Here is a 25601-nt window from a genome sequence, read left to right on the forward strand (position 1 = left end):
CCCAGCCATGAGCACGCAACACCCCGATGACGAGTTCGCGCAGATCGGTACCGACGAAGAGGTCGGCGAAGCGCTGAAACCGAAGAAGACGCTGAACTTGCCGGCGGCAACCGCCGTACTGGCCGGTGTGGTCGTCCTGGCGATCGGCCTGGCCGGTGGCGCCGGGCTGCACGCCGCCTTCGCCAAGGACTCCACGCCGGCCGCCGCGGCTGGTACTGGTGCCGGCCGTGCGGCCGGTGGTGGCTACGGCGGCTTCCGTGGTGGTGGCCAAGGGCAACTACCTGGCGGCGGTCAGGGGAGTGCTGCGATCGGTACGGTCGTGTCCGCGAGCAGTTCGCAGCTGGTGGTGAAGACGCAGAACGGCGACGTCACGATCAAGCTCACCGGCGACACCGCGATCACGACGACCGCGCAGGGAACCGCCGCCGACCTCAAGGCCGGTCAGCAGGTCATCGTCAGCGGCGAAACCACGGACGGCACCCTGACGGCCCGCACAGTCCGCGAAGGCGAAACCGGCTTCGGCCGCAACCCAACAGCCACCCCCTCAACCCGCTAGCCGAACGGCGACTGCCCGCCGCTCGCCGCCCAGCCGACCCGTACCGGCGCCTGCGCCGCCCTCTTCTTGCTAGCTGATTGGAGGGCGGTGCGGGCTAGGTTGCGGAGCCAGGTGTGGGCTCGGTCGGTGTCGTAGCGCTGGTGCCAGGAGAGGTAGACCGCTGCCGGTGGGGTTTCGAGCGGTAGGGGGAGTAGGGCTAGGTCGAGGTCTTTGGCTGCCGTGGTTGCGGTCAGCTCGGGGACGGTGACCAGTAGGTCGGTAGTGCGGATGAAGGCGAACGCGGCGGCTTCGGTCGCTGCGGACGCCACTACTCGACGGGTGAGGCCGCGTTGCGCCAGTACGTCGTCGATGGAGTTGGCGAGGTGGCCGCGGCGGGAGACGGTGAGGTGTTCGGCTGCGGCGTACTGGGCGGCGGTGAGCGCCTTGTGCTTAGTGAGCGGGTGATCCTGGCGTACGGCGACGACGTGGTGGATGTCGCTGACGACCAGTTCGGTGTGGATGTCGGCGGCGGGGGTGTGGTTGGCGTTGGCCTCCAGGTCGACCTCGCCGCGGCGGAGTCCGGGGGTGTCGCCACTCGACTCTGCGATGAAGCGCAGCCGTACGCCGGGCGCTTGCCCGACTGCGGCGAGGAGCTTCGGCCCGGCAACGGCGACCAATGAGTCGTGCCAGCGCAGGGTGAAGGTGCGATCGAGGGTGGCGAGGTCGAGCTCGCGGCTCGGCGCCAGCACTCCCTGGACCTGCTGGAGCAGTTCGTGGACCTGCTCGCGGACGGCGATCGCGTACGGCGTCGGGGTCATCGTGCGGCCGGTGCGGACCAGGATCTGGTCCCCGGTCGTCCGCCGGATCCGGCCGAGGCTCCGGCTCATCGCGGGTGCCGTGACATGGGTGCGGTCGGCAGCGGCCTGCACGCTGCCTTCTTCGAGGAGCGCGTCGAGAGCGGCGAGCAGGTTCAAATCCAGTTGCATGGGAGTAATGCTAGCCGTGCCTAGCATGCATTTGCTGTTAATCCACGACGTACCTACCGTCGAGCTATGACCACTGATGAACTCCTGGAACACACCGTGCAGGCCGTCCGAACGGCCGGCAACGCGTTGCTCGACCGCTTCGGTCCCGTCGTCCGGTACGAGACGTTCGATCAGCTGATGAGCGCGCTCGCCACCAACGACGACGCGGCCATGTCGACCCTGCGCCCTCGCCTGACAGAGCTGCGGCCCGACGCCCGCTGGGTCGAGGAGGAGCTCGACGGCGGAGCGTTGCCGACCGGCGAATGGTGGGTCGTGGATCCGGCGGAAGGAAACATCAACCACCTGCGCGGCATCCCCGAGTGGGCCGTCACCGCGACCCTCGTCCGCGACAACCAGCCTGTGCTGACCGTCGTCCACGTCCCACTGACCGGGGACACCTACACGGCCGTCGCTGGGGCCGGCGCCCACCTCAACGGCCAGCCGCTCCAGGTATCGCAGACCTCAAACCTCGCGCTGAGCGTTGTCGCGACGAGCCAGGCGCGACCGGACGAAACCGAAGCGGTCACCCGGCGCGTCGGGGGCTCGATCACCGCGATGCTCCGCGATGCACTTGTTGTGCGTACGTCCGTACCGGCGACTCTGCATCTGGTGAACGTGGCGGCGGGGCGCGTCGACGCGTTCTGGCAGTACGCCGGTGCGCGTGCTGACTTGCTCCCCGGTGCGTTGCTCGTCACCGAAGCCGGCGGCCGGATCTCCGATGCCGAAGGCAACGACTGGACTCCCGCCAGCGGGAGCTTCCTGGCCGCCGCACCCGGCGTACAGGCCGAAGCTGTCGCGACTCTCTCAAAGGACCAACTCTGATGACCAAGATCGCGGTGCTCGGCAATGGACGCGTCGGCGGCAATCTGGCGGCCGCCCTCACCAAAGCCGGCCACGAAGTAACCACCGCCGACCGCACACCCGGCGCCGCCGCCAAGGCCGCTTCCGCTGCCGAGGTCGTCATCAACGCGACTCCAGGCTCCGGGTCGCTCGAACGCCTGACCGCCCTACGCGAGCCATTGCACGGCAAGATCCTCATCGACGTCTCGAACGCGACCATCGACGGCCCGGACGGCCTACCCGCAGATCTCCTCTACCCCGGCTCCAGCCTCGCCGAACAACTGCAGCAAGCGCTCCCCGACACCCTCATCGTGAAAACCCTCAACACCATGCTCTACCCGGTGATGACCGCGCCGACCATGCTCGCCGCAGCACCCACGGTCTTCCTGTCGGGCGACGATGCCCAAGCCAAACAATCCGTCCGCGAGCTACTCACGGACCTCGGCTGGCAGCCCGACTGGATCACCGACCTCGGCGGCATCCAGACCGCCAGAGCCACCGAAGCCGCAATCCTCTTCGTCCCCCACGTAATCCGTTCCACCGGCTTCAAACCGTTCGCAATCTCAGTCACCCACTAGCCGGCTATTCCCACGCCAGCGCCACGCTCGCTCCTGCGTCGCTCACACGGCACTGAGCTCCCACCCACCCCGCGCTACGCGACCAACCGGGCTGCGCCCCGGGGTATGCGCTCCGCGCGATCGGGCGGGGCTGCGCCTGGTGTATTCGCTTACGCGCGAGAACCGGCTGCGCCGCGGTCCGCTATGCGCGAGACGTGGGCTGCGCCCGGGGCACGCGCAACGCGCGATCGAGCGGGCTGCGCCCGAAGTGTGCGCTGCGCGCGAGCGGTGCGCTTGCGCGCGCCCACGTCGCCCGAGGCGCATCGCAGCGCAGCCGTTGGTCGAGCGGAGCGGCTACTCCCGGGCGAAGCCCGCGACCTGGGCGCAGCCCACACCTCGCGTAGCGCATACCCCGGGCGAAGCACGCGTTGCCGCCGATTCGCACGCCCAGCGCGGAGTCCCCATACCCCAGGGCGAAGCCCGCAGCATGGGCGCAGCCACGCCTCGCGCGTAGCGCACTGCGGCGCAGCCGGCTCTCGCGCGTAGCGCACGTTCCGGGCGAAGCACGCAGGTCGGCGGAGCCATCGGTCGGGCGTAGCGCACACTCGGGGCGAAGCCCGCAGGCGGGCGCAGCCGGTGCTCGAGCGGAGCGCACATCGCGGGGCGAAGCCCGCAACATCGGCGCAGCCCACACCTCGCGCGTAGCGCATCGCGGCGCAGTCGATGGTCGCGCGTAGCGCGGGGTGGGTGGGAGCTTCGCGCCGTGTGAGCGACGCAGGAGCGAGCGTGGCGCCGGCGTGGGGGAGTTGGGTGGTCGCGCTCTCACCAGCATCGCGGCGTCCGATCATTGACGTGCCAGCGTGGAAAGCGCTATCTTCCGACGAAATGAGGCGCAAAAAGTACAAATCGCCTCTTCGTCGACAGGAGAAGACGGCATGGGTAAGGCGTTGACGTGGGTTGCTCTGGGGCTGGGGGCGGTGCTGGCCGTGGGTGGTTGCGGCACCGGCGGGGCAGCTGAAGTGAAGCAGGATCCGAACGCGGCGCTGGAGTTGTGGACGCGGACTACGCCGGGTGGGGACGGTGAGAAGGGGATGAAGAAGCTCGCGGCCGCGTTCGAGGCGAAGACCGGGCGGAAGGTGACGGTGACCGCGATCTTCGACGACTTCGAGACGAAGTTGTCGCAGCGGGCCGCGCAGAAGGATCTGCCGGACATCGTGATGAACGACTCGTCGCAGCTCGGCACGATGGTCAGTCAGGGGATCGTCCGCGAGGTCGATCTGAGCAAGGTGCCGGGGACCGACCAGCTGCTCGCCTCCGCGGTGGCATCCGCGACGGCTGGTGACGGCAAGGTTTACGGCGTTCCGTACTCCGCGCAGGCGAGCGCCCTGCTGATCCGCAAGGACTGGCGGGCCAAGACCGGCCTGCCTGTCCCCAAGACCTGGGACCAGTTCACCAAGCTGGCGAAGGCGTTCACCACGCAGGACCCGGATGGCAACGGCAAGAACGACACCTACGGGCTGGCCGTTCCCGGGTCGACCAAGCGTGGGTACGCGTCCTGGTACTTCTCCAACTTCCTCTGGGCCGCCGGCGGCGACTTCATCACCAAGGAGGCCGATGGCCACTACAAGGCGACGATGTCGACGCCGGAGTCGACCGCCGCGGTGAAGTGGTTCCGCGACCTGGCGTGCACCGACCGGGTCATCCAGCCGGGTGCCGCGACGATGGACACGCCGCCGACCAACGAGACGTTCGAGGCGGGCAAGACCGGCATGTACGTCGTCGGCCCGTACCTGATGCCCCGCTTCGACAAGTCGCTCGGCAAGGACAAGTACGAGGTCGTACCGGTGCCGGCCGGCGCGAAGGACTCGACCGTGCTCGCCGAGGGCGGCAGCGTCTACCTGATGGCCGGCTCGGCCAACCAGGCGGCGCAGGACGCGTTCGCCTCCTACGTGATCTCGGCCGACGGGCAGAAGCTCGGCATGGAAGGTGAGAAAGCCTTCAGTGTGCAGCTGCCGGTCAACAAGAGCGTCGACGTCACCACGATCCGCAACGACCCGCGCTGGAAGGTGTACGCCGACGTCTACCGCGACCACGCCCGGTACGCCCCGTCGATCCCGAACTGGACGCCGATCCGGCAGGACTCGGCCGACACCATCAACGCGCTGATCGCCGACTGCGGCCTGAACCTCGAGACCGAGATGTCCACGCTCGACGGCAAGCTCGCCGCGGCCCTCAGCAAGCAAGGCATCGGCGCATCGTGAGCGTGAAGGAAGCCGCTCCACCGAGAGCAGCGCCCAGGCAGCAACAAGAAAAAGCGCGTCCGAAAGGCAGAAGAGGCCAGTGGTGGATCCCATGGCTCTTCCTAGCCCCCGCGCTGATCCTCTTCCTGTACTTCAAGTTCATCCCGATGGCCCAGGCCGTCTCGATGTCCGTGCAGGAGGTCCGGCCGTACCTGGGCAACACCTGGGTCGGCTCGGCCAACTACAACGAGATCCTGTCGTCGGACAGCTTCCGTTCGGCGCTGGGCAACACGGTGGTGCTGGCGATCGGCCAGACGTTCGGCTCGATGGTGCTCGGTTTCGGGCTGGCCCTGCTGGTGGAGGGCCAGACCCGCAAGCTCACCTTCATCCGGTCGGCAGCGTTCCTGCCGGTCGTCGTACCGATCGCCGTGGTCGCCGAGCTCTGGCGGATCATGTACCACCCAACGAGCGACGGCCTGCTCAACCAGTTGCTCGGTCTGATCGGGCTCGGTCCGTCCGGGTTCATCAATGACCCGGACACCTCGCTCGCGTCGATCGCCGTCACGGGGATCTGGCGCGGCGCACCGTACGACATGATGATCTTCCTCGCCGGGCTGGCAGGCATCGACCGCGGCCTGTACGAAGCCGCGACGGTCGACGGCGCGTCGACGAGGCAACGGATCCTGCATGTCACGCTGCCCGGTCTGCGGCCCGTGTTCGCGATCCTGTTCGTGCTCGCCGCGGTACGAGGGTTCCGCAGTTTCACCGAGGTCTTCCTGCTGACCAACGGCGGCCCGAACGGCTCGACCGAGGTCGTGATGACTCTGATCTACAAGCTGGGGCTGGAACAGAACCGGCTCGGCGTGGGCTCGGCCGGCGCCGTCCTGTTGTTCGTCGCCACGCTCGTACTGACCGTGTGCGTGCAGCTGCTCCGGAGAAGGAGAACCGCATGAGCGCCGCCACCGAGACCGCCCTCGGCCTCACCGAGAGAACCGGGCTGGTCGCCAAGGCCGTCAAGTTCGTCGTGTACGCCGGACTGTTCGTGATCTTCGCCGGCCCGCTGCTCGCGTTGCTGGTCAGCTCCTTCAACCACGTGTCGGACCCGACCCAGCTGAGCATCCTCCCGAAGAGTCCGACGCTGGACAACTTCCGGGTCGCGTTCGACCACGGCGTACTGCGCTATCTCGCGAACTCGTTCTTCGTCGTCGGCTTCGGGTTGCTGCTGCAGGTCGCGGTCTCCGTTCTTGCCGGCTACGCCCTGGCCCGCAAGAAGTTCCGTTTCATGACGCTGGTGATGGTCGCGATCCTGGCCACCATGATGCTGCCCGAGGAGATCCTCGCGCTGCCGTTGACGCTCGTGCTGGCCGATCTCCCGCTGGTGCATCTCAACCTGATGGGCACGCTCGCCGGGATGATCGTGCCGCTCGGCGCCTGGGCGTTCTCGATCCTGGTGATGACCGAGTTCATGAAGGACGTGCCGCCCGAGCTGGAGGAGGCGGCCCGGATCGACGGCGCCGGCGAGTTCCGGATCTTCGGCCAGATCATCCTGCCGCTGTGCAAGCCGGCGCTCGGCGTCATCGGCGTGTTCGGCTTCACGATGATCTGGGACCAGTACCTGCTGCCGTTGCTGGTGGCAACCAACTCGGACGCCTACACCCTGCCGCTCGCGCTCCGGACGCTGCGGATCGACCCGGTCGTCACGCCCGGCGTGGTGATGGCCGCGTCCTTGCTCGCCCTGCTTCCATCGGTGATGGTGTTCCTCTTCTTCCAGCGTTCCTTCGCTCGCGGCCTGACCGCGGGCGCCCTGAAAGGCTGATTCACGATGTCCAAGGCGTGGTTCCGGCACGACCGGTTCGGCATGTTCATCCACTGGGGCCTGTACGCGCTGCCGGCCCGGCACGAGTGGGTCAAGAACCGCGAGCGGATGACGGATGCGCAGTACGACCGGTACTTCGAACGCTTCGACCCCGACCTGTACGACCCGCGCGAGTGGGCGAGGTCGGCGAAGCGCACGGGGATGCGGTACGTCGTACTGACCACCAAGCACCACGACGGGTTCTGCCTCTGGGACAGCGCCCTGACCGAGTACAAGGTCACGAACACCCCGTACGGCCGGGATCTGCTGCAGCCGTTCGTCGAGGCGTGCCGGGCCGAGGGGCTCAAGGTCGGCTTCTACCACTCGCTGATCGACTGGCATCACCCGTCGTTCCCGATCGACGGGGTGCACCCGCAGCGCGATGACGAGGAGGCGAAGAAGCAGCCGCGCGACATCGCGGAGTACCGGACGTATCTGCACGGTCAGGTCCGGGAACTGCTCACCGGCTTCGGGCAGATCGACTACCTCTTCTTCGACTTCTCATACGCCGGCCGCTCGGACCAGTGGTGGGGTGGCAAGGGCGCCGAGGACTGGGGCTCCGAGGAGCTGCTCGCGATGGTCCGCGAGTTGCAGCCGGACATCCTGGTCAACGACCGGACCGGACTGCCCGGCGATTTCGTGACGCCCGAGCAGTACCAGCCGGCCGGCCCGATGGAGGGTCCGGACGGGCCGATCGCGTGGGAGGCGTGCCAGACCCTCAACGGGAGCTGGGGCTACGACCGGGACAACTTCGACTACAAGAGTCCCGACCTGCTCGTCCGGATGTTGATCGACGGTGTCTCGAAGGACGGCAACCTGCTGCTCAACGTCGGCCCGACCGGCCGAGGGCTGATCGATCCGATCGCCGAGAGCACCCTCCAGGCGATCGGCGACTGGATGCGGCTGCACGAGCGCTCGATCCGGGGCGCGGGCGCTTCGCAGTACGTCGCTCCGCCCGACGCCCGCTACACCCAGAATGGCGACCGGCTCTACCTGCACCTGTTCAGCTGGCCCTTCAAGCACGTCCACCTGCCTGACCTGGCCGGCCAAGTCAGCTACGCCCAGCTGCTCTCGGACGCGTCGGAGATCCACCTGATCGAACCTGACCCGAGTCGGGTCGCGGAGAACACCCAGCCTGGCGCCCAGCCGCCCGGGACGCTGACTCTCCAACTCCCGGTACGCCGCCCCGAGGTCGCCGTACCGGTGATCGAACTGTTCCTCTCACCAACCGCCTCTGGAGAGAACCCATGAACCGCCGTACCTTTCTCGCCGCCGGCACAGCCGCCGGATTGGCAGGTGTCACCATGACCGCCACGTTGCCCGCCGTCGCCCACCGCCGCGATCGCCGGTACGTCCGTACGCTCGACGAACTGCGCCGCGCGCTCGCCACCGCAGTACCGGGCACCGTCATCACCGTTGCTGACGGCCACTATCCCGTACCGGCCGGGGCGCCGATCGCGATCACCGGCAAGCGCGGTGCGCCCGGCGTGCCGATCACGATCCGGGCCGAGTCGCCGGGTGGAGTGGTGCTGACCGGCGAGCAGAGCTTCGTGCTGACCGGGTCGTCGGACATCACACTCAGCGGCTTCGGGTTCCGGCAGAGCACCACCCTGGACCTCCCGCCGGACTGCCGTCGGATCCGGCTCACCCGCAACGACTTCCAGCTGGCCGACATCGAGGGCCTGCACTGGGTGATGGTCCGCGCCGACCACTCGACGATCGATCACAACGCGTTCCACGGCAAGACGACGCTGGGCATCTTCCTCGGCATCGAGGGCGCCGGGACCGACGAGATGGCGACCGGCGTCCACATCTACCGCAACCACTTCAGCGACCACAGCTTCCCCGGCGACAACGGCGGTGAGCCGATCCGGCTCGGGGTCAGCCCACGGGCGTTGTCGAAGGCCGGCGCGGTGGTCGAGTTCAACCTGTTCGAGCGCGCCAACGGCGATCCGGAAGCGATCTCGGTGAAGTCGACCGGCAACATCATCCGGCACAACACGATCCGCGACAGCCTCGGCGGGATCGTGCTGCGGCACGGCAACGCGAACTGGGTCGAGGGCAACTACCTGCTCTCGGGCAAGAACGGGATCCGGATCTACGGCAACGACCACTACATCGTGAACAACTATCTCGAGCGGATCGCGGGCTCGGGCATCGTGCTCGGCAGTGGGAGCGTGCGCGACCACCTACCGGGAGAGACGCCGGCGTCGCGGCGCGGGAACGATGCGCCGGACGGCGTGCTGATCGCGTTGAACACCGTGCTGGACAGCACGACCGCGATCAGTGGGGAGAGCCACCGGACCTTGCCGCCGCTCGGTTGCATCATCACCGACAATCTCTTGGTGGCTGACAACGGGCAACACGTGAACATGCCGTTCCAGGAGGGCATCTCCTGGGCCGGGAACCTCCATTGGGGCGCGGCGACGGACGGGAACGCTCCGGCGGGCAGCTTCTTCCGGGCGGACCCGAAGCTTGCGGCGGGAGTGGACGGGATCCGCCGGCTCACGGCGGGCAGCCCGGCGATCAACGCTGCGAGCCGGTCGTACCGCGATGTCGACTTCGATCTGGACGGCGATCGGCGTACCGGCCGGGTCGATGTCGGGGCCGACGAGTACTCGCGGCGGCGTCCGGTACTGCGCCCGCTCACCGCCGCCGAGGTCGGGCCGAACGCGTGATGAAGACCCAGGAGCTTGGCGTGAGCACCCGGCGGGAGGACGAGTTGATCCGGACGCATCTGGACCGGCTGCGGCTGGATCTCGTCGTCGCCGCCAGGATCACCAAGGTGCACCGCGAGTGGTCGCGTCCGTTGCAGCCCGATCCGTTCTCGCGGCTGTACCTAATCCTCGAAGGTGAGGGCCGGCTGGTCGTGGGGGAGCAGGAGCTCTACCCGAAGCCGGGGGAGCTCTGCTATCTGCCGGCCGACGTACCGGTGTCGTACGAGACGATCAGCGACAACGTCTTCCGCAAGCACTGGCTGCACTTCTCCGCGCTGATCGGTGATCGGGACATCGGCGAGCTGCTGTCCTTGCCGTACATCGTGCCGAGCAAGGCGCCGGAAGAAGCGGCGACGCTGTTCGAGCAGGTCGGCGCGGCTGACCGTGATCCGCCGAGTCTGGCGACGCCGTTGCGGCTGCGGTCCGCGTTGACCGCGCTGTTTGCGCACTACCTGGACAGTGCGCCGGCCGGGTCGGTGCGGCTGGCGCAGCAGCAGACGGAGGAGACCAGCGTCGTCCAGTACATCCAGCAGAACCTTGGCACCGCGTTGTCGGTCGAGGAGCTGGCAGCGCACTTCGGGCAGGACCTGGCGACGTTCGTCCGGCGCTTCCGCACGGAGTTCGGGCTGTCGCCGAAGCAGTACATCAAACGCGTCCGGATCGAGTGGGCGCAGCGCGAGCTCGCCTCGACGACCCGGCCGATGGAGGAGATCGCGGCCGAGGTCGGGATGGACCAGTCGTACTTCTCCAAGGTGTTCCGTCAAGTCAGCTCGGTGACGCCGAGCGAATACCGCAAGCTGTACCGCCCCAACGGTTGAGGAGACTTGCCATGGATCGTCGTGCCTTCCTGCTCGGCGGCGTAGGTGTTGCCGCCGTCGCCGCTCTGCAGTTACCCAGACCCGGATCGGTCGCCGCTCAGACGACCGCTCTGGTCACCTCGCTGTCCCAGCTCCAGTCCGCTATCAACTCCGCGACCGCCGGTACGACGATCACGCTGGCCAACGGCTCGTACGCGGTGAACTCGGCGATCACGATCAGCGGGCGGAACGGGACCAGCGCCGCGCCGATCGTCATCCAGGCCGAGACGCGGGGTGGGGTGACGCTGACCGGGTCGCAGACCTTCGTGTTCTCGAACTCGTCCTACGTCACGATCAGCGGCCTCAACTTCCGGCAGAGCGTCACGCTGGACCTGGCGGCCAACTCGTCGCGGCTGCGGCTGACGCGTAACGACTTCCAGCTGGCCTCGTCGGTCGGCCACTCGGTTGTTGTCCGGGGCAATGATGTGAAGGTCGACCGGAACGTGTTCCACGACAAGTCGACGGCCGGCTGCTACCTGGTGGTCGACGGCCCGTCGGGTGACGATGTGATCGCGCAGCGGACGTACATCCTGCGCAACCACTTCCGGGACCACTCGTTCACCGGCGACAACGGCGGTGAGCCGATCCGGCTCGGGGTCAGCAGCCGGGCGCTGGCCGACGCCGACGCGACGGTCGAGTACAACCTGTTCGAGCGGGTGAACGGCGACCCCGAGGCGATCTCGGTGAAGTCGTCGGGCAGCAAGATCCGGTACAACACGGTGCGCTCGTCCAAGGGCGGCATCGTCCTGCGGCACGGGAACGCGAACCGGGTGGAGAGCAACTATCTGCTCTCCGGCGAGAACGGGATCCGGATCTACGGCAACGACCACCTGATCGTCAACAACTACGTCGGCGATGTCGGGAGTGCCGGCATCGTCTTGGGCAGCGGCTCGGAACGCGACCACACCCCCGGTGAGTCGGACACCTCTCGCAAGGGCAACGACGCTCCGGACCGGGTGACCATCACTCTCAACACGCTGCGCAACAACAACGGCGCGATCGCCGGCGAAAGCCAACGCACCGTGCCGCCGCTGTCCTGCAAGATCACCGACAACCTCCTGGTCGGCTCGTCCGGCTCTCTCACCGACATGCCGTACCAGCAAGGCATCACCTGGTCCGGCAACATCCTCTGGGGCGCAGCCTCCAACGGCAACATCCCCACCTCCGGCTACACCCGAGCCGACCCAAAGCTGACCCCCGGCACCGACGGCATCCACCGCCTCAGCTCTACCAGCCCCGCCATCAACGCGGCGACCATCAACCACGCCAGCGAGGTAACCGACGACCTCGACGGCCAGCCCCGCACCGCCCCGTACGACGTAGGCGCCGACGAATACTCCACCGCCCAACCAGTACGCCGCCCCCTAACCCCAGCCGACGTAGGCCCCAACGCCACCCAACCTCCACCCGCGGCACGGCCTAACCTCCACCCGCGGCACGGCCTAACATCAGCCCGCGGCACGGCCTAACGTCAACCCGAGCACGGCCTAACCTCAGCCCGGGCGCAACCCGACGTCGGCCAGGCACCACCCGACGTCAGCGCCAACGCCGCCTCCCGCCGGCCCACGACGACCGGCGGGACGGCCTGCCCCGCGTACGCTGCCCACCCGCCGCCACCCGCTGCCCGCTGCCGTCCGGGGTGCTCGCGGTAAGGGTGCTGCGGTTGCGTGGGGCTGGGCACCGGGGACTGTTGTGTGCGGGCTCCCGCTGCGGGAGTGTCCTAGTCGGGGCAGTGCGCGTCAAGAGCGCTTCGCGTCCCTTCGGGATCGAACAAGTTCGACTCTTGACCCACACTGCCTCGACCAGGGAAGGACGCAGCTGTCGGGATCCCGCGGAGGGGTCTGAGCCCAGAGGGTCCGCTGACCAGGCGGCTCGTGCCGCGGAGTACCGATCGCAAGGTGGGTCGGGTTGCGGGGGTGCCGACGGCAAGGCGGGTCCGATGGCCGGGCTGGCCGGTTTTGGCGTCTTTGTGCTTGACGTGAGCAGATCCGTCGGCGGGGAATGCTCAGGTGGGGCACAAGGTGCCTCAGGCAACTGATTTGCGGGGGCGGCAGGCGGGTCCGGCCGGTGGGACAGGCGCTTGGGGCGGGTTGGTGCTGTTGCGCGGAGTCGGTGGGCTGATCTGGGCCACGTCGGGTCGTCGGTGCATGCACAACTCGCTGGGAAGGCGGTTACCTGCGGCGTGGCGTGGCGTGGCGGGGTGGTTGGTGGGGGTTGTGCGTGCGTGGCGGTCCGGGTGGTGCGATCGGTCGCGGCGTGACAGGTCTGTGGGTGGGTTTGGTGCTGTCGTGTGGCGACGGGTCGGCGAGATCGGCCCCGACGGGGGGTTGGGCGGGGCGGGTGGCGGGTTGTTCGGCTGCTGGCGGCTTGCAGGGTGGTGGTGGGAGAAGGAACGGGGTTCGGTGGCGGGTTTTGTTGCCGGTGGGGTGATGCTTCACGGCAGCGGTACGAGAACCTGCCATTGGCCGACTCGGCGGGAGGGCGCGCTGGCTCAGTCGCACTCCGTGGAGCCGGCTGTGCTCGTCGCGGGCCGCAACGCGGTCGGCCGGGCCTTGGTGGTGGCCCACTCAACGGGGCCGGCCATGCTCGTCCCGGGCCGCAAGACGGGTCCGCCGGGCGTTGGTGGTGGACCTGTCGATTGTTGCCGGTCTTGTCAGCGGCTCCGGGATAGCTGCGTCTTTCCCTGGTCGTGGTGGTGGGTGTCAAGGGTCGAACTTGTTCGATCCTGAAGGGACGCGAAGCGCCCTTGATACCCACCGCCTCGACTAGGACACTCGAGCAGCCCGGCGACGCGATCCAGAGTCCCTTGCCGACAGCAACCACCCATCCACAGCCCCCGACCGTTGAGGCGGGTTAGTGGAGGCGTTCGAGCAGTAGGCCCGCGGCTATCAGGATCATGGTGATGCCGGAGCCGCGGGCTACTTGGTGGGCGATGGTGGGGCGGGTTCGGAGGAGTGCTCGGGCGGTTGTTGCGACGCCTGAGTAGACGACGCCGCAGATGATGATGTGGATCAGGCCCAGGGCGCCGATCTGGGCGGCGATCGGCCAGTTGCCGCGGAGGAATTGAGGCATCAGGGCCAGGAAGAGCAGCATGCCCTTGGGGTTGAGGCCGCTGATGCCGGCGCCCTTGAAGAACACCCGGCCGGACGAGCGCTCCACGCTGTCGGCTGAGGCGGGCTGGGTGGGGTGCAGCGCAGTACCGACGCCCAGCCAGAGCAGGTAGGCGGCGCCGGCGACTGTCAACGCGGTCAGCAGTTCGGGGCGCGCAGCGATCAACGCGGCCAGGCCGGCGGCCACGACGCAGGTCAGCGCGACATAGCCGAGCATCAGCCCGCTGACGGCTGGGACAACGGATCGCTGTCGCAGGCCGGCTGCGATCGCGTAGGCCCAGTCGGCGCCGGGGACTAGTACGAGAAGTACCGAGACGGTCGCGAAGGCGGCCAGTGAGCTGATCTCCATGGCTGGAAGATTAGGAAAGATCCGCCCAAAAGTGCTCCCTACTTCTACCCCTCAGCAGTCGATGTGAGGGAGAATCTTCTCCATGGATGCGATCGACCGGCAGATCCTTGCGGAGCTTCAGCTCGACGGCCGGCTGACGGTTACCGATCTGGCGGCGAAGGTGCGGCTCAGCCTGTCACCGTGTCATCGGCGGCTGCGGGATCTGGAGAAGGCGGGGGCCATTCGCGGATACCGCGCGGTGGTGGATCCGGTGGCGCTCGGCTTGAGGTTCGAGGCGTTGGTCTTCATCACCATGCGCCAGGAGGACCGCGAGACCGTGGCCGACTTCGAGGCGGCGGTGGCTAGGTTGCCGCAGGTTGTTCAGGCGCAGCGGCTGTTCGGCGACCCGGACTACCTGCTCCGGGTGGTGACGGCGGATCTCGAGGCCTATCAGCAGTTGTACGACGAACACCTGGCGGCGCTGCCCGGGGTGCAGCGGGTGAGCTCGACGCTGGTGATGAAGCAGGTCGTCGACGCCCGGCCGCTGCCCACCTAGACCAAGACGGTCGGCTGGGTGTTGCCGGCCTCGTCGATGCCGCGGCGCATGTCGACGCGCGAGAGCAGCACCAGACCGACCACGAAGAAGAGCCCGAGGGCGACGATGGCCGGCCGGTAGGAGCCGGTGATCTGGTGCACCAGACCGAAGACCAGCGTGCCCAGCCACGACGTACCGCGCTCGCCGGCTTGGTACAGGCTGAAGTACTCGGCTTCCCGCCCGCGCGGGATCAGCTGGCTGAACGCCGACCGTGACAGCGCCTGCGTACCGCCGAGCACGATCCCGATCGCCGCGCCCATCGCCAGGAATGGCGCGATCTGGTGGGCCGGCAGCAGGAAGCCCGCGATCACGATCACCATCCAGACCACCAGCCCGCCCATGATCGTGTTCTTGGTCCCGTACTTGCGCGCGAACCGCCCGAACGCCAGTGCCCCGAAGAACGCGATGAACTGGACCAGCAGAATCGTCATGATCAGGATCTGCGTCTCGAACCCGAGCTGCTTCTCGCCGTACGTCGAGGAGACCGAGATGACGGTCTGGATCCCGTCGTTGAAGAACAGGTACGCGACCAGGAACAGCAACGTCATCGGATAGGTCCGCACGTGCTTCAGCGTCGCGAACAGCTGCCCGAAGCTCTGCCGGATCAGGTTTCCGCCACCGACCGGTACGACGTTCGCCGGCGGCCGGTTCTTCAGCTTCCGGTACGGGATGAACGTGAACAGCCCCCACCAGAGCCCGGCGCTGAGCAGGCTCAGCCGGACCGCGGTCGCCTTGTCCATCCCGAGCGCGTCATGCGCGGTGACGACGCCGAGGTTGAGCGCCAGCAGGATGAACCCGCCGAGATACCCGAAGGCCCAGGCGCGCGACGACACATCGTCGCGGTCGTCAGGCCCGGCGATGTCGATCAGGATCGAGTCGTAGACCACCAGCGACGACCCGAGACACAGGTTGCCGAGGAACAGCAGCAACGCGCCGAGCGCCCACCGCCCGTCGGTGACGAACACCATGCAGCAGGCCGCGAGCGCGCCGGCCCAGGCGAAGCCGCACATCAGCAGCTTCTTGCGCGGCGACCGGTCCGCGATCGCGCCGACGATCGGCAGGATGAGCGCCGAGAGCAACGTCGCGACCGTGACGACGTAGAACGCGAGCGAGCCGGGCGAGATACCTAGCCCGAGCACGTGCAGGTTCGTGGTGCAGGGGTCCTCGGTGGTGCCGACCCGGCCGCAGGCGGCGGTTTCGGCGACCGAGGTCAGGTACGGCGCGAAGAGCACCGTGCCGACCGTCGTGACGTAGCCGGAGTTGGCCCAGTCGTACAGGCTGAAGCCCCAGTACTCACGTTTGTCGACACTCGCCGGGGCCGAGAGAATTCCCATGCGGAGGAGTGTGGCAGGTGTGAGGATGACGCGGTGCCTTCTTCGATAACACTTCAGCCGATAACCGCTGAACATCACCCGCTGATCGAGCGGCTGTGGCAGTTGTACCGGCACGACCTGTCGGAGTACCGGTACAACTACCCGGGCGCGGACGGGCTCTACCCGACCGAACGGCTGCGGACCTTCTTCACCGACGCGGACCGGTGTGGCTACCTCGTCAAGCAAGGCGACCAGGTGGCCGGGTTCGTCCTGGTCCGCGGGCTGGTGAGCGGGCTGCGGGTGATGGGGGAGTTCTTCGTACTCCGGGCCGCCCGGCGCCAGCAGGTCGGCTGGCAGGCCGCTCTCGCCGTACTACGCCGACACCCCGGCGACTGGGAGATCGCGTTCCAGGAGAACAACCCTGGGGCGGCCAGGTTCTGGCGCCGGATCGCGGGCGAGCTGGCCGTCGACGGCTACAAGGACGAGCAGCGGCCGGTGCCCGGCAAGCCCAACATCGAGCCGGATACCTGGCTGTCCTTCACGGTGTGACCCACTCACCCCGCTCGATCAGCACGTCGCGCAGTAGATCGGTCCGGTCGGTGATCAGTCCGTCGACACCGGCGTCGAGCAGCCGGTGCATCGCGGCGGGGTCGTCCACGGTCCATACGTGCACCTGCTTGCCGAGGGCATGTGCTCGCCGGAGCAGGCCGGGGGTGAGTACGCGGAGGCGTCCGTAGTACTCGGGGATCTGCAGGCAGGCTCCCCGCGACACCATCCGGTACGGCGCAAAGCGGAGCCTGGCGATCTCGCGCTGACCGAAACCGGTGGCCAGGCGTTCGCCGAGCTCGCGGCGGATCAGGTCGACGCGCGCCTGGGAGAAGGAGGAGACGCAGACCCGGTCGATCGCGTCGTGCTCGCGTAGCACCCGGGCCGCGGGCTGGACGCCGTTGTCGGCCTTGATGTCCAGGTTGAAGCGGATCTTGGGGAAGCGCTCGAGAACGTCAGACAGCAGCGGGATCGGCTCATGCCCGTTGATCTTCGCCTTTCGCACCTCTGACCAAGGCAGCTCGGCGATCACGCCGGTACGGTCGGTGACGCGGTCGAGCCGGTGGTCGTGGAAGGCGACCACGACGCCGTCGCTGGTCGCGTGCAGATCCGTCTCGACGTAGGAGTAGCCGAGCCCGACCGCCTGCTCGAAGGCGTGCATCGAGTTCTCGTAGCCGACGTTGTCCGGGTGCAATGCGCCGCCGCGGTGGGCCATCGCGATCGGCCCCTCGTGGTCGAGGTAGGGATACACGCCGAGAAGTATGTACCGTTGAGCCGGTGACGGTACTCAGCCCCCGCCCCGACCTGTGGACCCTCGACCCCGACGTCCTGCACCTGAATCACGGCTCGTTCGGCGCCGTCCCGCGGCGTACGCAGGAACTGCTCGCCTTGCTGCGCGCCGAGACCGAGGCGAACCCGATGCGCTGGTTCCGCTCGGTCCCGGAGCGCCTGACGGCGAGCCGGCTGGAGCTGGCGGCCTTCCTGCAGACGGACCCGGCGGGCTTCGCGCTGGTCGCCAACGCCAGCGCCGGCGTGACGGCCGCGCTCAGCACGATCCCGATCCCTGCGGGCAGCAAGCTGGTGCTGACCAATCATGCGTACGGCGCGGTCCGGTACGCCGCCGAGCGCTTCGCCAAGGCCAACCAGGCTGAGGTCGTCATCGTCGACGTGCCCCTGGAGGCCGACGACGAGGCCGTGGTCGCGGCCATCGAGGCGGTGCTGGACGAGCGGACCGCGGCGCTGATCGTCGACCAGATCAGCTCGGCGACCGCGATGGTGTTCCCGATCCGTCGTCTGGCTGCGCTGTGCCGATCCCTCGGCATCCCGTCGATCGTCGACGGGGCGCACGCGCCGGCCCTGCTCGACGCACCCGCCGAGGACGGTGCCGACTTCTGGACCGGCAACTTCCACAAGTGGCCGGCCGCCCCGCGCGCGACGGCCGGGCTCGTGGTGGCAGAGCAATGGCGGACGGCGACCCGCCCGCTGATCGTGAGCTGGTCGGAGTACGACGAACGCCTCCCCGAGCGCTTCGACCAGCAAGGCACCGCCGACTACGCCGCGTGGATCGCCGCCCCCGAGTCCTTGCGAGTCCTGGAAGACCTCGAATGGCCCCGCCGCCGCAGCAAGTTGTCGACCCTGGTCGACGAAGGCGCCCGAATCCTCGCCAAGTCGCTCGGCACCTCGGTGGCCGACGTCGCCCACCCCGCCGCGACCATGCGCCTCGTCGAGCTGCCGTTCCCCGGTGAGCGCTCGCCGGACGCAGGGGAGGCGTTCAAGGAGAAGGCCTCGCGCGAGCTGAAGGCCGAGATCACCCTGACCGGCTTCGACACCCGCGTCTTCATCCGGTTGTCGGCCCACGCCTACAACAGCCTCCACGACTACCACCGCCTGGCCGAGTGGCTGCCCGCGCTGCTCTGAATTCTGTCGGCGGCCTTCGCTAACGTCCTCGACCATGACCTCTGACATCCGGGCGTCCTACGACGTCGCCGCCGCCGACTACGCGAAACAGCTGGACCACTTCCTCGCGGAGAACCCGTACGACCGGGCGATGCTCGACCTGTTCGCCGAGCTCGTCACCGGCCGGGTCGGCGACCTCGGCTGCGGTCCCGGCCGGATCACGCCGTACCTGGCCTCGCGCGGGCTGGACGCCTTCGGCCTCGACCTCTCACCGGGGATGGTCGAGGTCGCCCGCAAGGCCTACCCGGAGCTGCGGTTCGACGTCGGCGACCTGCTCGACTTGGACCTGCCCGATGGCGAGCTCGGCGGTGCGCTCGCGTGGTACTCGCTCGTTCACACCCCGCCGGAGGAGTTGCCGAAGGTCTTCGCCGAGATCCATCGCGTGCTGGCGCCCGGTGGCCTACTGCTGCACGCCTGGAAGATCGGCACCGAGGGCTACCACCTCGACCAGGCCTACGGTCATCCGCTGTCGCTGGACGTCTTCCAGTACCAGGTCGCCGACGTGCAGCAAGCACTCACCGCCGCCGGCTTCACCGAACTGGCCACCTTCACGCACCCACCGCTGGACTTCGAGAAGCAGCCCCAGGGGTACCTCCTTTACCGCAGCTGAGAAGCGGAGAGCTCCGGTAGGTCGGGCAGCGAGCGTCTGCCCAGTTCAAGGGACTGTGGTTCGCGTCGCCGGGCTGCTTGAGTGTCCTGGTCGGAAGGACGCAGCTGTTCCGGAGCCGCTGGGAAGACCGGCAACAATCGGCAGGGTCACTACCAGGCCCGGCCGACCCGTGTTGCGGCCCGGGATGGGTAGGGCGGGGCCTGTGGGGTGGGCGACCGGCTGCCGGGCGCCGGGCGGGGTCGGAACACCTTATTTGCTCGACCGCTGGCAGGTTTTGGGGCCGATGACGTCAAGTTTCACGCCAGCGGTAACAAAACCCGCCAGCCGACCCGCCAGCGGCCGATCAACTCGCCAGCCGAGCCCGGATCGGGCCCTTCGGCGGCGCGCGACAGGAGCATGCCCGCCAAGGCACCTGTCGCGCCGCGATGGCGGGCCTCGGGCGGGCCGCCGCGCATGCACAACCCTCGCGGACCGGCCCGACACGCCGGGGTAAGCGTTTGTCTGATGAGTTGTGCGTGCGGGGCGATCCGGTCATTGCTGCTGGCAACCAAGGCCGGCCGTTATGGCGAGGGTTGGTGGTTGGCGAGGGTCAGCCTTTGATGGCGCCGGCCGTCATACCGGCGACGATCTGACGGTTGAAGAACAGGAACATCACCAGCGGTGGGATGGTGATCAGCAGGATGTTCATGAACAGCAGGTTGTACTGGGTGGTGAACTGACTGGAGAAGTTGTAGAGGGTGAGCTGGACGGTCGCGTTCTTGTCGCCGGGCAGGAAGTACAGCGGGTTGACGAAGTCGTTGAAGACGACCACCGACTGGACCACCACGACCGTCACGATGACGGAGCGCAGCAGCGGGAAGATCACCTGGAAGAACAACCGGAGCGGTCCGGCGCCGTCGATGATCGCCGCTTCGTCCAGCTCACGCGGGATGGTCGCCACGAAGGCGCGGAACAGCAGTACGCAGAACGACAGGCCAAAGGCGATCTCGACCAGAATCAGGCCGGGCATCGTGCGGAAGAGGCCGATCCGCTGCAGTACCCAGATCGTCGGGACCACCGCCGGCGGGATGATCAGCCCGGCCAGTACCAGGAAGTTGATCAGGCCGTTCCAGCGGCTCGCCTTGCGTTGCAGGACGAACGCGGCCATCGCGGCCAGGACGACCATCCCGGCCACGCTGGCGACGGTCAGGATCGAGCTGTTGATGAACGCGATGATCAGCATGTAGTCGCGGGCCTTGACCACGTCGACGAAGTTCTGGACGAAGTGGAACTGGTGCGGCCAGGAGAAGTCCAGCAGGGAGGCCTGCTGGCGGTCCTTGACCGCGGTCAGCACGATGAACGCGAACGGCACCAGGAAGACGACGATCGAGACCACGATCGCCACCACGCTGAGCAGATAGTTCCGGTGCGGGCGGGAGCCACTGACGACGGCTGTGCTCACAGCTCCACCTCCTTACGGTTGAGGAACCGCGACAACGGCAGCACGATCGCTGTCACCACGACGAACAGGACCACGTTGCCCGCGGTCGACAAGCCGTAGAACCCGGCCTGGTACTGCTTGTAGATCACCGACGCGATCACATCTGACGTGAAGCCCGGACCGCCACGCGTCATCGCCCAGATCAGGTCGAACGATCGCAACCCGCCGATCAGCGACAAGATGATCACCGTCACGGTGGCCGGCCGGGCGAGCGGCAGGATGATCCGCCGGAAGCTCTGCCACGCGGTCGCGCCGTCGACCTTCGCCGCTTCCAGGTACTCCGCCGGAATCGAGACGATCCCCGCGATGTAGATCAGCGTCGCCAACCCGACGCCCTTCCACACGTCGACCAGTGCCACCGACAACAGCGCGTACTTCGGATCGGTGAGCCACCCCGGCCCGTCGATCCCGAGCACCGACAGCCCGCTGTTGATCAGCCCGCGCTCGGGGTTCATCAAGACGGTGAAGGTCAGGCCGACGCCGATCGTGGAGACCAGCACGGGGAAGAACACCACCGACCGGAGGTAGCCGCGGGCGACGATCTGCGAGGTGAGCAGGACCGCCAGCAACAACCCGAGGACGACCTTCGTACCGGACGTGACGACCGCGTAGATCAGCGTGTTGGTGAAGCCCTTCACCAGGGCGGGCTCCTGGAAGAACGTGGTGAAGTTTCCGAACCCGATGAACCTGGACTCGAAGATGCTCCAGCGGGTCAGGCTGAAGTAGAACGACGCGAAGGTCGGGATCGCGAACAGCACCCCGTAGACGACGGCCGCCGGGAGGTAGAACCAGGTCGAGTACGGGCTGCGCAGCCGGCCATGGTCACGTCCGGCGACGGCCGTGCGGGTCTTGGCGGACGTGTGGATCGACGTCGTGGCCACGGCTCACCAGCCCGCCAGGCCGAGCTGCTGGGCCTGCTTCTTGACGTCCTCGTCGTAGAGCGAGGCACCGGCGGCGGCCTTGCGGATGCCGGAGCCGACCTCGACGGTGATCTGCTCGAGCGAGGGGCCCTTCACCGGCGACAGGAACTCCAGCGCGAGGCTCGACGAGCCCTCCTTGTCGATGTAGGGCTGCATGTCCTGGACGACCTGCGGTACGTCGGCGGGCAGCTTGCAGTCCTTCACCGCGAACGGTCCGGTCACGGCACCGGCCTTGGCCTGCGAGTCGCAGCCCTCCTTGCTGGCGATGAAGCCGAGGAACTTCTTGGCGGCGTCGAGTTTGGCGCCCGTCGTACTGGTCGGGACGTAGACGCCGGCCGGTGCCCAGACAGTCAGGCCGTTCTTCGCGGCGTCGTCACCGGGGATGGCGAACAGGCCGACATCCTTCGTCGACGCCGGGTAGGTGGCCGCCAGGTCGCTGACCACCGCCGACAGGATCGGGTAGTGCGCACCCTTGCCCTGGGCAAGCAACTTCAGGCCGTCCGGCAGCTTGGCCGAGGCGAAGTCCTTGTTCTCGTAGCCGAGGTCGTGCACCTGCTGGAGGTGCTCGAATCCCTTCCGGGCAGTCGCCGAGGTGCCGTACTTCGCTTGGTTCTTCGTGTACTTGTCGGCGAAGTCCGGTTCGGCCGCCGCGACGTTGTGGAAGTCGCCGAGCACGAACAGCTGTGACGTCCAGGTCTCGCCGTAGGTCTGGATCACCGGGGTGATGCCGGCCGCCTTGATCTTGGCGTTGTTGGCCATGAACTCGGCCCATGTCTTCGGGACCTGCAGTCCGAGTCGCGCGTAGACCGGCTTGTTGTAGAGGATCGCGCCACCCATGAAGCCGCCGTACGGCGCGCCGTAGATCTGGCCGTCGGCGGTGACGGTGCTCTTGAAGTTGTCGTCCAGCCCGGCACCCCACGGCTGGTCGCCCATCGGGACGAGGTTCTTCTGCGGCGCGATCGCCTGGAACAGCGAGCCCGAGTTGTACATGAAGACATCGGTCATGTCGCCGGTCGAGAGCCGGGTCTTGACGATGTTGTCGCCCTCGCTGCCGGCCGGGCGGGTCTCGACCTTGACCGTGACGCCGGGAGTCTTGGCGGCGAAGTCCTTGCCGAGCTGCTCCGCCGTCTTCACCGTCTGCTCGCCGTTGTCGACGAGGAAGTTGAGCGTGACGGCGTCGCCGCCACCACCTGAGTCGCTGGAGCCGAGGCTGCCCGCGCTGCAGGCGGTCAGCGCGAGCGCGGCGACAGCCAGGGTGGCCAGTGCGGTCGTACGTGAGCGGATCATGTCGATGACCTCCGGTTCACTGCGGGTTGAGCAAGGAGTCGAGACGTTCCCGGACGGCCTCGGCCGCGGGCGAGAAGTTGCCGCCGGCAAGATCGACGAGCTTGGTCGCCGGGGCGTCGAGATAGCGCTCCAGCCGGCCGGCGAGCTGGGCCTCGTCGCTGGCGACACCAGCGTCCACCGTGGTGCTCACGATCGACCGCCAGCTCGGCTCGTGGTCGATGAGCTGCCGGATGGTCGCATCGGACCCGAGCGGCGGTACGTCGGAGTACGGGTCGGCGACAGTCCATTCGTGCTTGCCGTGCCGTACTTCGACAGCGCTGCTGCCGTCGGGCAGGTGAACGGTCGCGGTCGCGCCGACCGGGATGACGGCCGTGAGGTGGAAGTGGCCGTCGCTGCGGGTCCACTCGACGCTTGCCTCGCCGTACGGCGTCAGGTGGCGGGCGGCGGCTCGGGTGAGCTGTGCGGCAGGCAATGGGTGGACGACGATCTCGCGGAAGCCGGGTGAGCCGGCAGCGAGGCCGGCCACTCGTCGGTGCATCCAGTCGGCGACCGCTCCGAGGGCGTAGTGGTTGAACGACGTCATCTCGCCGGGGTTGATGCTCCCGTCGGGAAGCATGCTGTCGTACCGCTCCCAGACGGTGGTGGCCCCCATGGTCACCGCATAGAGCCAGGACGGGCAATCGGTCTGCAGCAGCAGTCTGTACGCCAGGTCGGACTCGCCCGCGTCGGACAGCGCGTCCGTCATCAACGGCGTACCGACGAAGCCAGTACTGATCCTGAACCCGGCAATGCGGACCAGGTCGGCCAGTCGCTGACCAGCGCGCTTCCGCTGGTCGTCCGTAGGCAGCAGCGCCCACTGCAGAGCCATCGCGTACGCCGTGGTCGAGTCGCTGAGCACCCGGCCGCCCTCGGTCGTGTACTCCGCTGCGAACGCCGTGCGCACCTTCGCCGCGAGGTCGGTGTACTGGCGGGCCAGGTCGGCGTCACCTGCCAGCTCGGCCGCCCAGCCGACGATCTCCGCCGAGCGGGCGAGGTGCGCGGTGGCAAGGACATCCGGGTCGACCTTGGCTCGGAACGGGTTCTCCGGGGGAGCGGTCGGGTCCAGCCAGTCGCCGAACTGGAAGCCACCCGACCAGAGCAGGTCCTCACCGGCCAGGTCGGTCATCCGGTCGACCCAGGCCCGCATGCTCGGCAGTTGCCGAACCAGGAGGTCCCGGTCGCCGGTGCGCTGGTAGAGCACCCAGGGGACGACCGTTGCCGCGTCACCCCAGGCAGCGGTCGATGGGCCGGCGTCGCGGAGTACGTCGGGGATGACGAAGGGGACCGAGCCGTCCTTGTGCTGCTCGGCGGCCAGGTCGGCCAGCCAACTGGTGAGGAAGCCGGCACTGTCGTAGAGGAAGGAAGCGGTGGGGGAGAAGACCTGGATGTCGCCGGTCCAGCCGAGTCGCTCGTCGCGCTGCGGGCAGTCGGTGGGGACGTCGAGGAAGTTGCCGCGCATCCCCCAGACGACGTTCTCGTGGAAGCGGTTGAGCAACTCGTTCGACGACTCGAACCAGCCTGTCCGCTGGAGGTCGGAGCCGAGGACGACTGCTTCGAGATCCTCCTCGGCGAGGTGGTCGACGCCGGTGATCTCGGCGTAGCGGAAGCCGTGGAAGGTGAGGGGCGACTCGAGGGTTCGCTCCTCGGGGCCGGCGAGTACGTACGTGTCGGTGGCCTTGGCGGTGCGGAGTGGGCGGACGCCGAGTTCGTCGTTCTCGAGTACTTCGGCGTGGCGTAGTACGACCTCGTCGCCACTGTTTCCGCCGCGGACCCGGAGGCGGACCCGGCCGACCAGGTTCTGGCCGAAGTCGACGAGCGTCTTGCCAGTGGGTGAGGTGGTGATCTCGACGACAGGCAATACGTCGGTGATCCGAACCGGTGGGCCGTCCGGGGCGACCAGCAGGCCGAGGTCCGCGTCCAATACGTCTACCGGCGTTGGGTCAGCCGCTGTGTAGGTGAAGTCGGAGCGCTGGCCGTCATAGAGGTCGTCGGCGAGGATCTGGCTTTCACGGGCGGTCCAGCAGTCGTCGCTGGCGAACACGTGGGTCTCGCCGTCGGCGGTGGTGACCTCCAGTTGCGCCAGGACGGCCAGGCGATCGCCGTACAGGGCCTGCTGGTTCTGGAAGCCGAGACGGCCGCGGTACCAGCCGTTGCCCAGCAGGAAGTCCAGGGTGTTCTCGCCGGGTCGTACCAGGTCGGTGACGTCGTAGGACTGGTAGCGCAGTCGGTATTGGTACGCCGTCCAGCCAGGCGCCAGTTCCTCGTCGCCGACCCGGTTGCCGTTGAGCGAGGGCAGATAGACGCCGTGGGCGGTCGCGTAGAGGCGGGCGCTGACTATGCCGTCGGGCAGCGTGGTGGAGCCGCTGACGATCGGTGCGGGCCGGCCATGCGCGCCGATGTCGCGTGGGCTGACGAAGCGTGCTGTCCAGTCGTCAGGACTGAGCAGGCCGGCCTCGACGACTGCTGGTTCGCTCCAGTCGCTCCAGTCGACCCCGTCGCTGACTCTGACTCGGACGGCGGTTCGCTGGCGGGAAGTCAACGGCGTACCGGGCCAGGGGACCAGTACCTGTTCTGCTGACTGGACGGTGTGGACCTCGCCTGAAGCCAGTTCTATCTCGTAGGCGGCCTGGTGGTAGTCGTCGGCCGCGGCCGGTACCTGCCAGGAGAGCCGGGGCGATGCAACACCGAGGCCTAGGGCCGGGCTGGCGCGGTGTTCGAAGCGGATGGACACGGGTGCGGCAGCAGGACGGGTCATTGTGCTCCCAACGCGTGAAACGATTCATTCGATGTT

General features: G+C 67.9%; 22 protein-coding genes. 14 read left to right on the forward strand and 8 right to left on the reverse strand.

Annotated features, from left to right (window positions below):
* Positions 1-7: 7 nt before the first annotated feature.
* On the forward strand, positions 8-556 hold the full coding sequence (locus tag AB0M15_RS19805) for a hypothetical protein (RefSeq protein ID WP_363820610.1): 549 nt from the start codon (positions 8-10) through the stop codon (positions 554-556).
* Here the strand turns inward: AB0M15_RS19805 and AB0M15_RS19810 are convergent.
* Positions 553-1521, reverse strand: a complete 969-nt coding sequence (locus AB0M15_RS19810) for a LysR family transcriptional regulator (protein WP_363820614.1) — start codon at positions 1519-1521, stop codon at positions 553-555. The two genes, AB0M15_RS19805 and AB0M15_RS19810, sit on opposite strands and share 4 nt — an antisense overlap.
* A 66-nt stretch (positions 1522-1587) precedes the next feature.
* On the opposite strand from AB0M15_RS19810, the gene AB0M15_RS19815 reads away from it, so the two are divergent.
* The 9 genes from AB0M15_RS19815 to AB0M15_RS19855 all read left to right on the forward strand — a co-directional run bounded on the left by AB0M15_RS19815 (position 1588) and on the right by AB0M15_RS19855 (position 12095).
* Positions 1588-2382 (forward strand): inositol monophosphatase family protein, encoded by a 795-nt coding sequence (locus AB0M15_RS19815; RefSeq protein ID WP_363820616.1) that lies wholly within the window; start codon positions 1588-1590, stop codon positions 2380-2382.
* Positions 2382-2978: an NAD(P)-binding domain-containing protein gene (locus tag AB0M15_RS19820; protein WP_363820619.1), complete on the forward strand. Its 597-nt coding sequence runs from the start codon at positions 2382-2384 to the stop codon at positions 2976-2978. The genes AB0M15_RS19815 and AB0M15_RS19820 overlap by 1 nt, the downstream gene beginning before the upstream one ends.
* 914 nt (positions 2979-3892) lie before the next feature.
* Positions 3893-5218 (forward strand): sugar ABC transporter substrate-binding protein, encoded by a 1326-nt coding sequence (locus tag AB0M15_RS19825; protein ID WP_363820622.1) that lies wholly within the window; start codon positions 3893-3895, stop codon positions 5216-5218.
* The gene (locus tag AB0M15_RS19830) at positions 5215-6150 is read left to right on the forward strand and encodes a sugar ABC transporter permease (protein WP_363820624.1); all 936 of its coding nucleotides are present in this window, start codon (positions 5215-5217) and stop codon (positions 6148-6150) included. Before AB0M15_RS19825 ends, AB0M15_RS19830 begins: the two co-directional genes overlap by 4 nt.
* Complete coding sequence (locus tag AB0M15_RS19835; protein WP_363820627.1) at positions 6147-7013, forward strand: carbohydrate ABC transporter permease; 867 nt, start codon at positions 6147-6149, stop codon at positions 7011-7013. The genes AB0M15_RS19830 and AB0M15_RS19835 overlap by 4 nt, the downstream gene beginning before the upstream one ends.
* A 6-nt stretch (positions 7014-7019) precedes the next feature.
* Entirely contained in the window at positions 7020-8303 is a 1284-nt protein-coding gene (locus AB0M15_RS19840) for an alpha-L-fucosidase (RefSeq protein WP_363820630.1), read from the forward strand.
* Positions 8300-9730 (forward strand): polysaccharide lyase 6 family protein, encoded by a 1431-nt coding sequence (locus tag AB0M15_RS19845; RefSeq protein ID WP_363820632.1) that lies wholly within the window; start codon positions 8300-8302, stop codon positions 9728-9730. Before AB0M15_RS19840 ends, AB0M15_RS19845 begins: the two co-directional genes overlap by 4 nt.
* Before the next feature lie 20 nt (positions 9731-9750).
* The gene (locus AB0M15_RS19850; protein WP_363820634.1) at positions 9751-10587 is read left to right on the forward strand and encodes an AraC family transcriptional regulator; all 837 of its coding nucleotides are present in this window, start codon (positions 9751-9753) and stop codon (positions 10585-10587) included.
* Between the two features lie 11 nt (positions 10588-10598).
* Complete coding sequence (locus AB0M15_RS19855; RefSeq protein ID WP_363820636.1) at positions 10599-12095, forward strand: polysaccharide lyase 6 family protein; 1497 nt, start codon at positions 10599-10601, stop codon at positions 12093-12095.
* Between the two features lie 1384 nt (positions 12096-13479).
* On the opposite strand, the gene AB0M15_RS19860 is transcribed toward AB0M15_RS19855, so the two are convergent.
* The gene (locus AB0M15_RS19860) at positions 13480-14085 is read right to left on the reverse strand and encodes a LysE family translocator (RefSeq protein ID WP_363820638.1); all 606 of its coding nucleotides are present in this window, start codon (positions 14083-14085) and stop codon (positions 13480-13482) included.
* An 82-nt stretch (positions 14086-14167) separates the two neighbouring features.
* Between AB0M15_RS19860 and AB0M15_RS19865 the strand changes: the two genes are divergently transcribed.
* Positions 14168-14620: an Lrp/AsnC family transcriptional regulator gene (locus tag AB0M15_RS19865; RefSeq protein ID WP_363820641.1), complete on the forward strand. Its 453-nt coding sequence runs from the start codon at positions 14168-14170 to the stop codon at positions 14618-14620.
* Here AB0M15_RS19865 and AB0M15_RS19870 read toward each other — a convergent pair.
* A complete protein-coding gene (locus tag AB0M15_RS19870; RefSeq protein ID WP_363820645.1) occupies positions 14617-15993 on the reverse strand; it encodes an MFS transporter in 1377 nt (458 codons plus the stop codon). The two genes, AB0M15_RS19865 and AB0M15_RS19870, sit on opposite strands and share 4 nt — an antisense overlap.
* Positions 15994-16026: 33 nt before the next feature.
* Between AB0M15_RS19870 and AB0M15_RS19875 the strand changes: the two genes are divergently transcribed.
* On the forward strand, positions 16027-16521 hold the full coding sequence (locus AB0M15_RS19875) for a GNAT family N-acetyltransferase (RefSeq protein ID WP_363820648.1): 495 nt from the start codon (positions 16027-16029) through the stop codon (positions 16519-16521).
* On the opposite strand, the gene AB0M15_RS19880 is transcribed toward AB0M15_RS19875, so the two are convergent.
* On the reverse strand, positions 16511-17269 hold the full coding sequence (locus tag AB0M15_RS19880) for a glycerophosphodiester phosphodiesterase (protein WP_363820651.1): 759 nt from the start codon (positions 17267-17269) through the stop codon (positions 16511-16513). The two genes, AB0M15_RS19875 and AB0M15_RS19880, sit on opposite strands and share 11 nt — an antisense overlap.
* Positions 17270-17295: 26 nt before the next feature.
* Between AB0M15_RS19880 and AB0M15_RS19885 the strand changes: the two genes are divergently transcribed.
* Complete coding sequence (locus AB0M15_RS19885; RefSeq protein WP_363820654.1) at positions 17296-18435, forward strand: aminotransferase class V-fold PLP-dependent enzyme; 1140 nt, start codon at positions 17296-17298, stop codon at positions 18433-18435.
* Between the two features lie 34 nt (positions 18436-18469).
* Positions 18470-19084 (forward strand): class I SAM-dependent methyltransferase, encoded by a 615-nt coding sequence (locus AB0M15_RS19890; protein WP_363820656.1) that lies wholly within the window; start codon positions 18470-18472, stop codon positions 19082-19084.
* A gap of 589 nt (positions 19085-19673) precedes the next feature.
* Here the strand turns inward: AB0M15_RS19890 and AB0M15_RS19895 are convergent.
* From AB0M15_RS19895 to AB0M15_RS19910, 4 genes are read right to left on the reverse strand one after another with little or no spacing between them, the layout of a single operon-like run.
* Entirely contained in the window at positions 19674-20525 is an 852-nt protein-coding gene (locus AB0M15_RS19895) for a carbohydrate ABC transporter permease (RefSeq protein ID WP_363820659.1), read from the reverse strand.
* Positions 20522-21445 (reverse strand): sugar ABC transporter permease, encoded by a 924-nt coding sequence (locus AB0M15_RS19900; protein WP_363820662.1) that lies wholly within the window; start codon positions 21443-21445, stop codon positions 20522-20524. The genes AB0M15_RS19895 and AB0M15_RS19900 overlap by 4 nt, the downstream gene beginning before the upstream one ends.
* Positions 21446-21448: 3 nt before the next feature.
* Entirely contained in the window at positions 21449-22771 is a 1323-nt protein-coding gene (locus tag AB0M15_RS19905) for an extracellular solute-binding protein (protein WP_363820665.1), read from the reverse strand.
* A 16-nt stretch (positions 22772-22787) separates the two neighbouring features.
* On the reverse strand, positions 22788-25565 hold the full coding sequence (locus tag AB0M15_RS19910; RefSeq protein ID WP_363820668.1) for a family 78 glycoside hydrolase catalytic domain: 2778 nt from the start codon (positions 25563-25565) through the stop codon (positions 22788-22790).
* Between the last annotated feature and the right edge of the window lie 36 nt (positions 25566-25601).

The organism is Kribbella sp. NPDC051718 (genome assembly GCF_040681515.1).
Taxonomy (GTDB): Bacteria; Actinomycetota; Actinomycetes; order Propionibacteriales; family Kribbellaceae; genus Kribbella.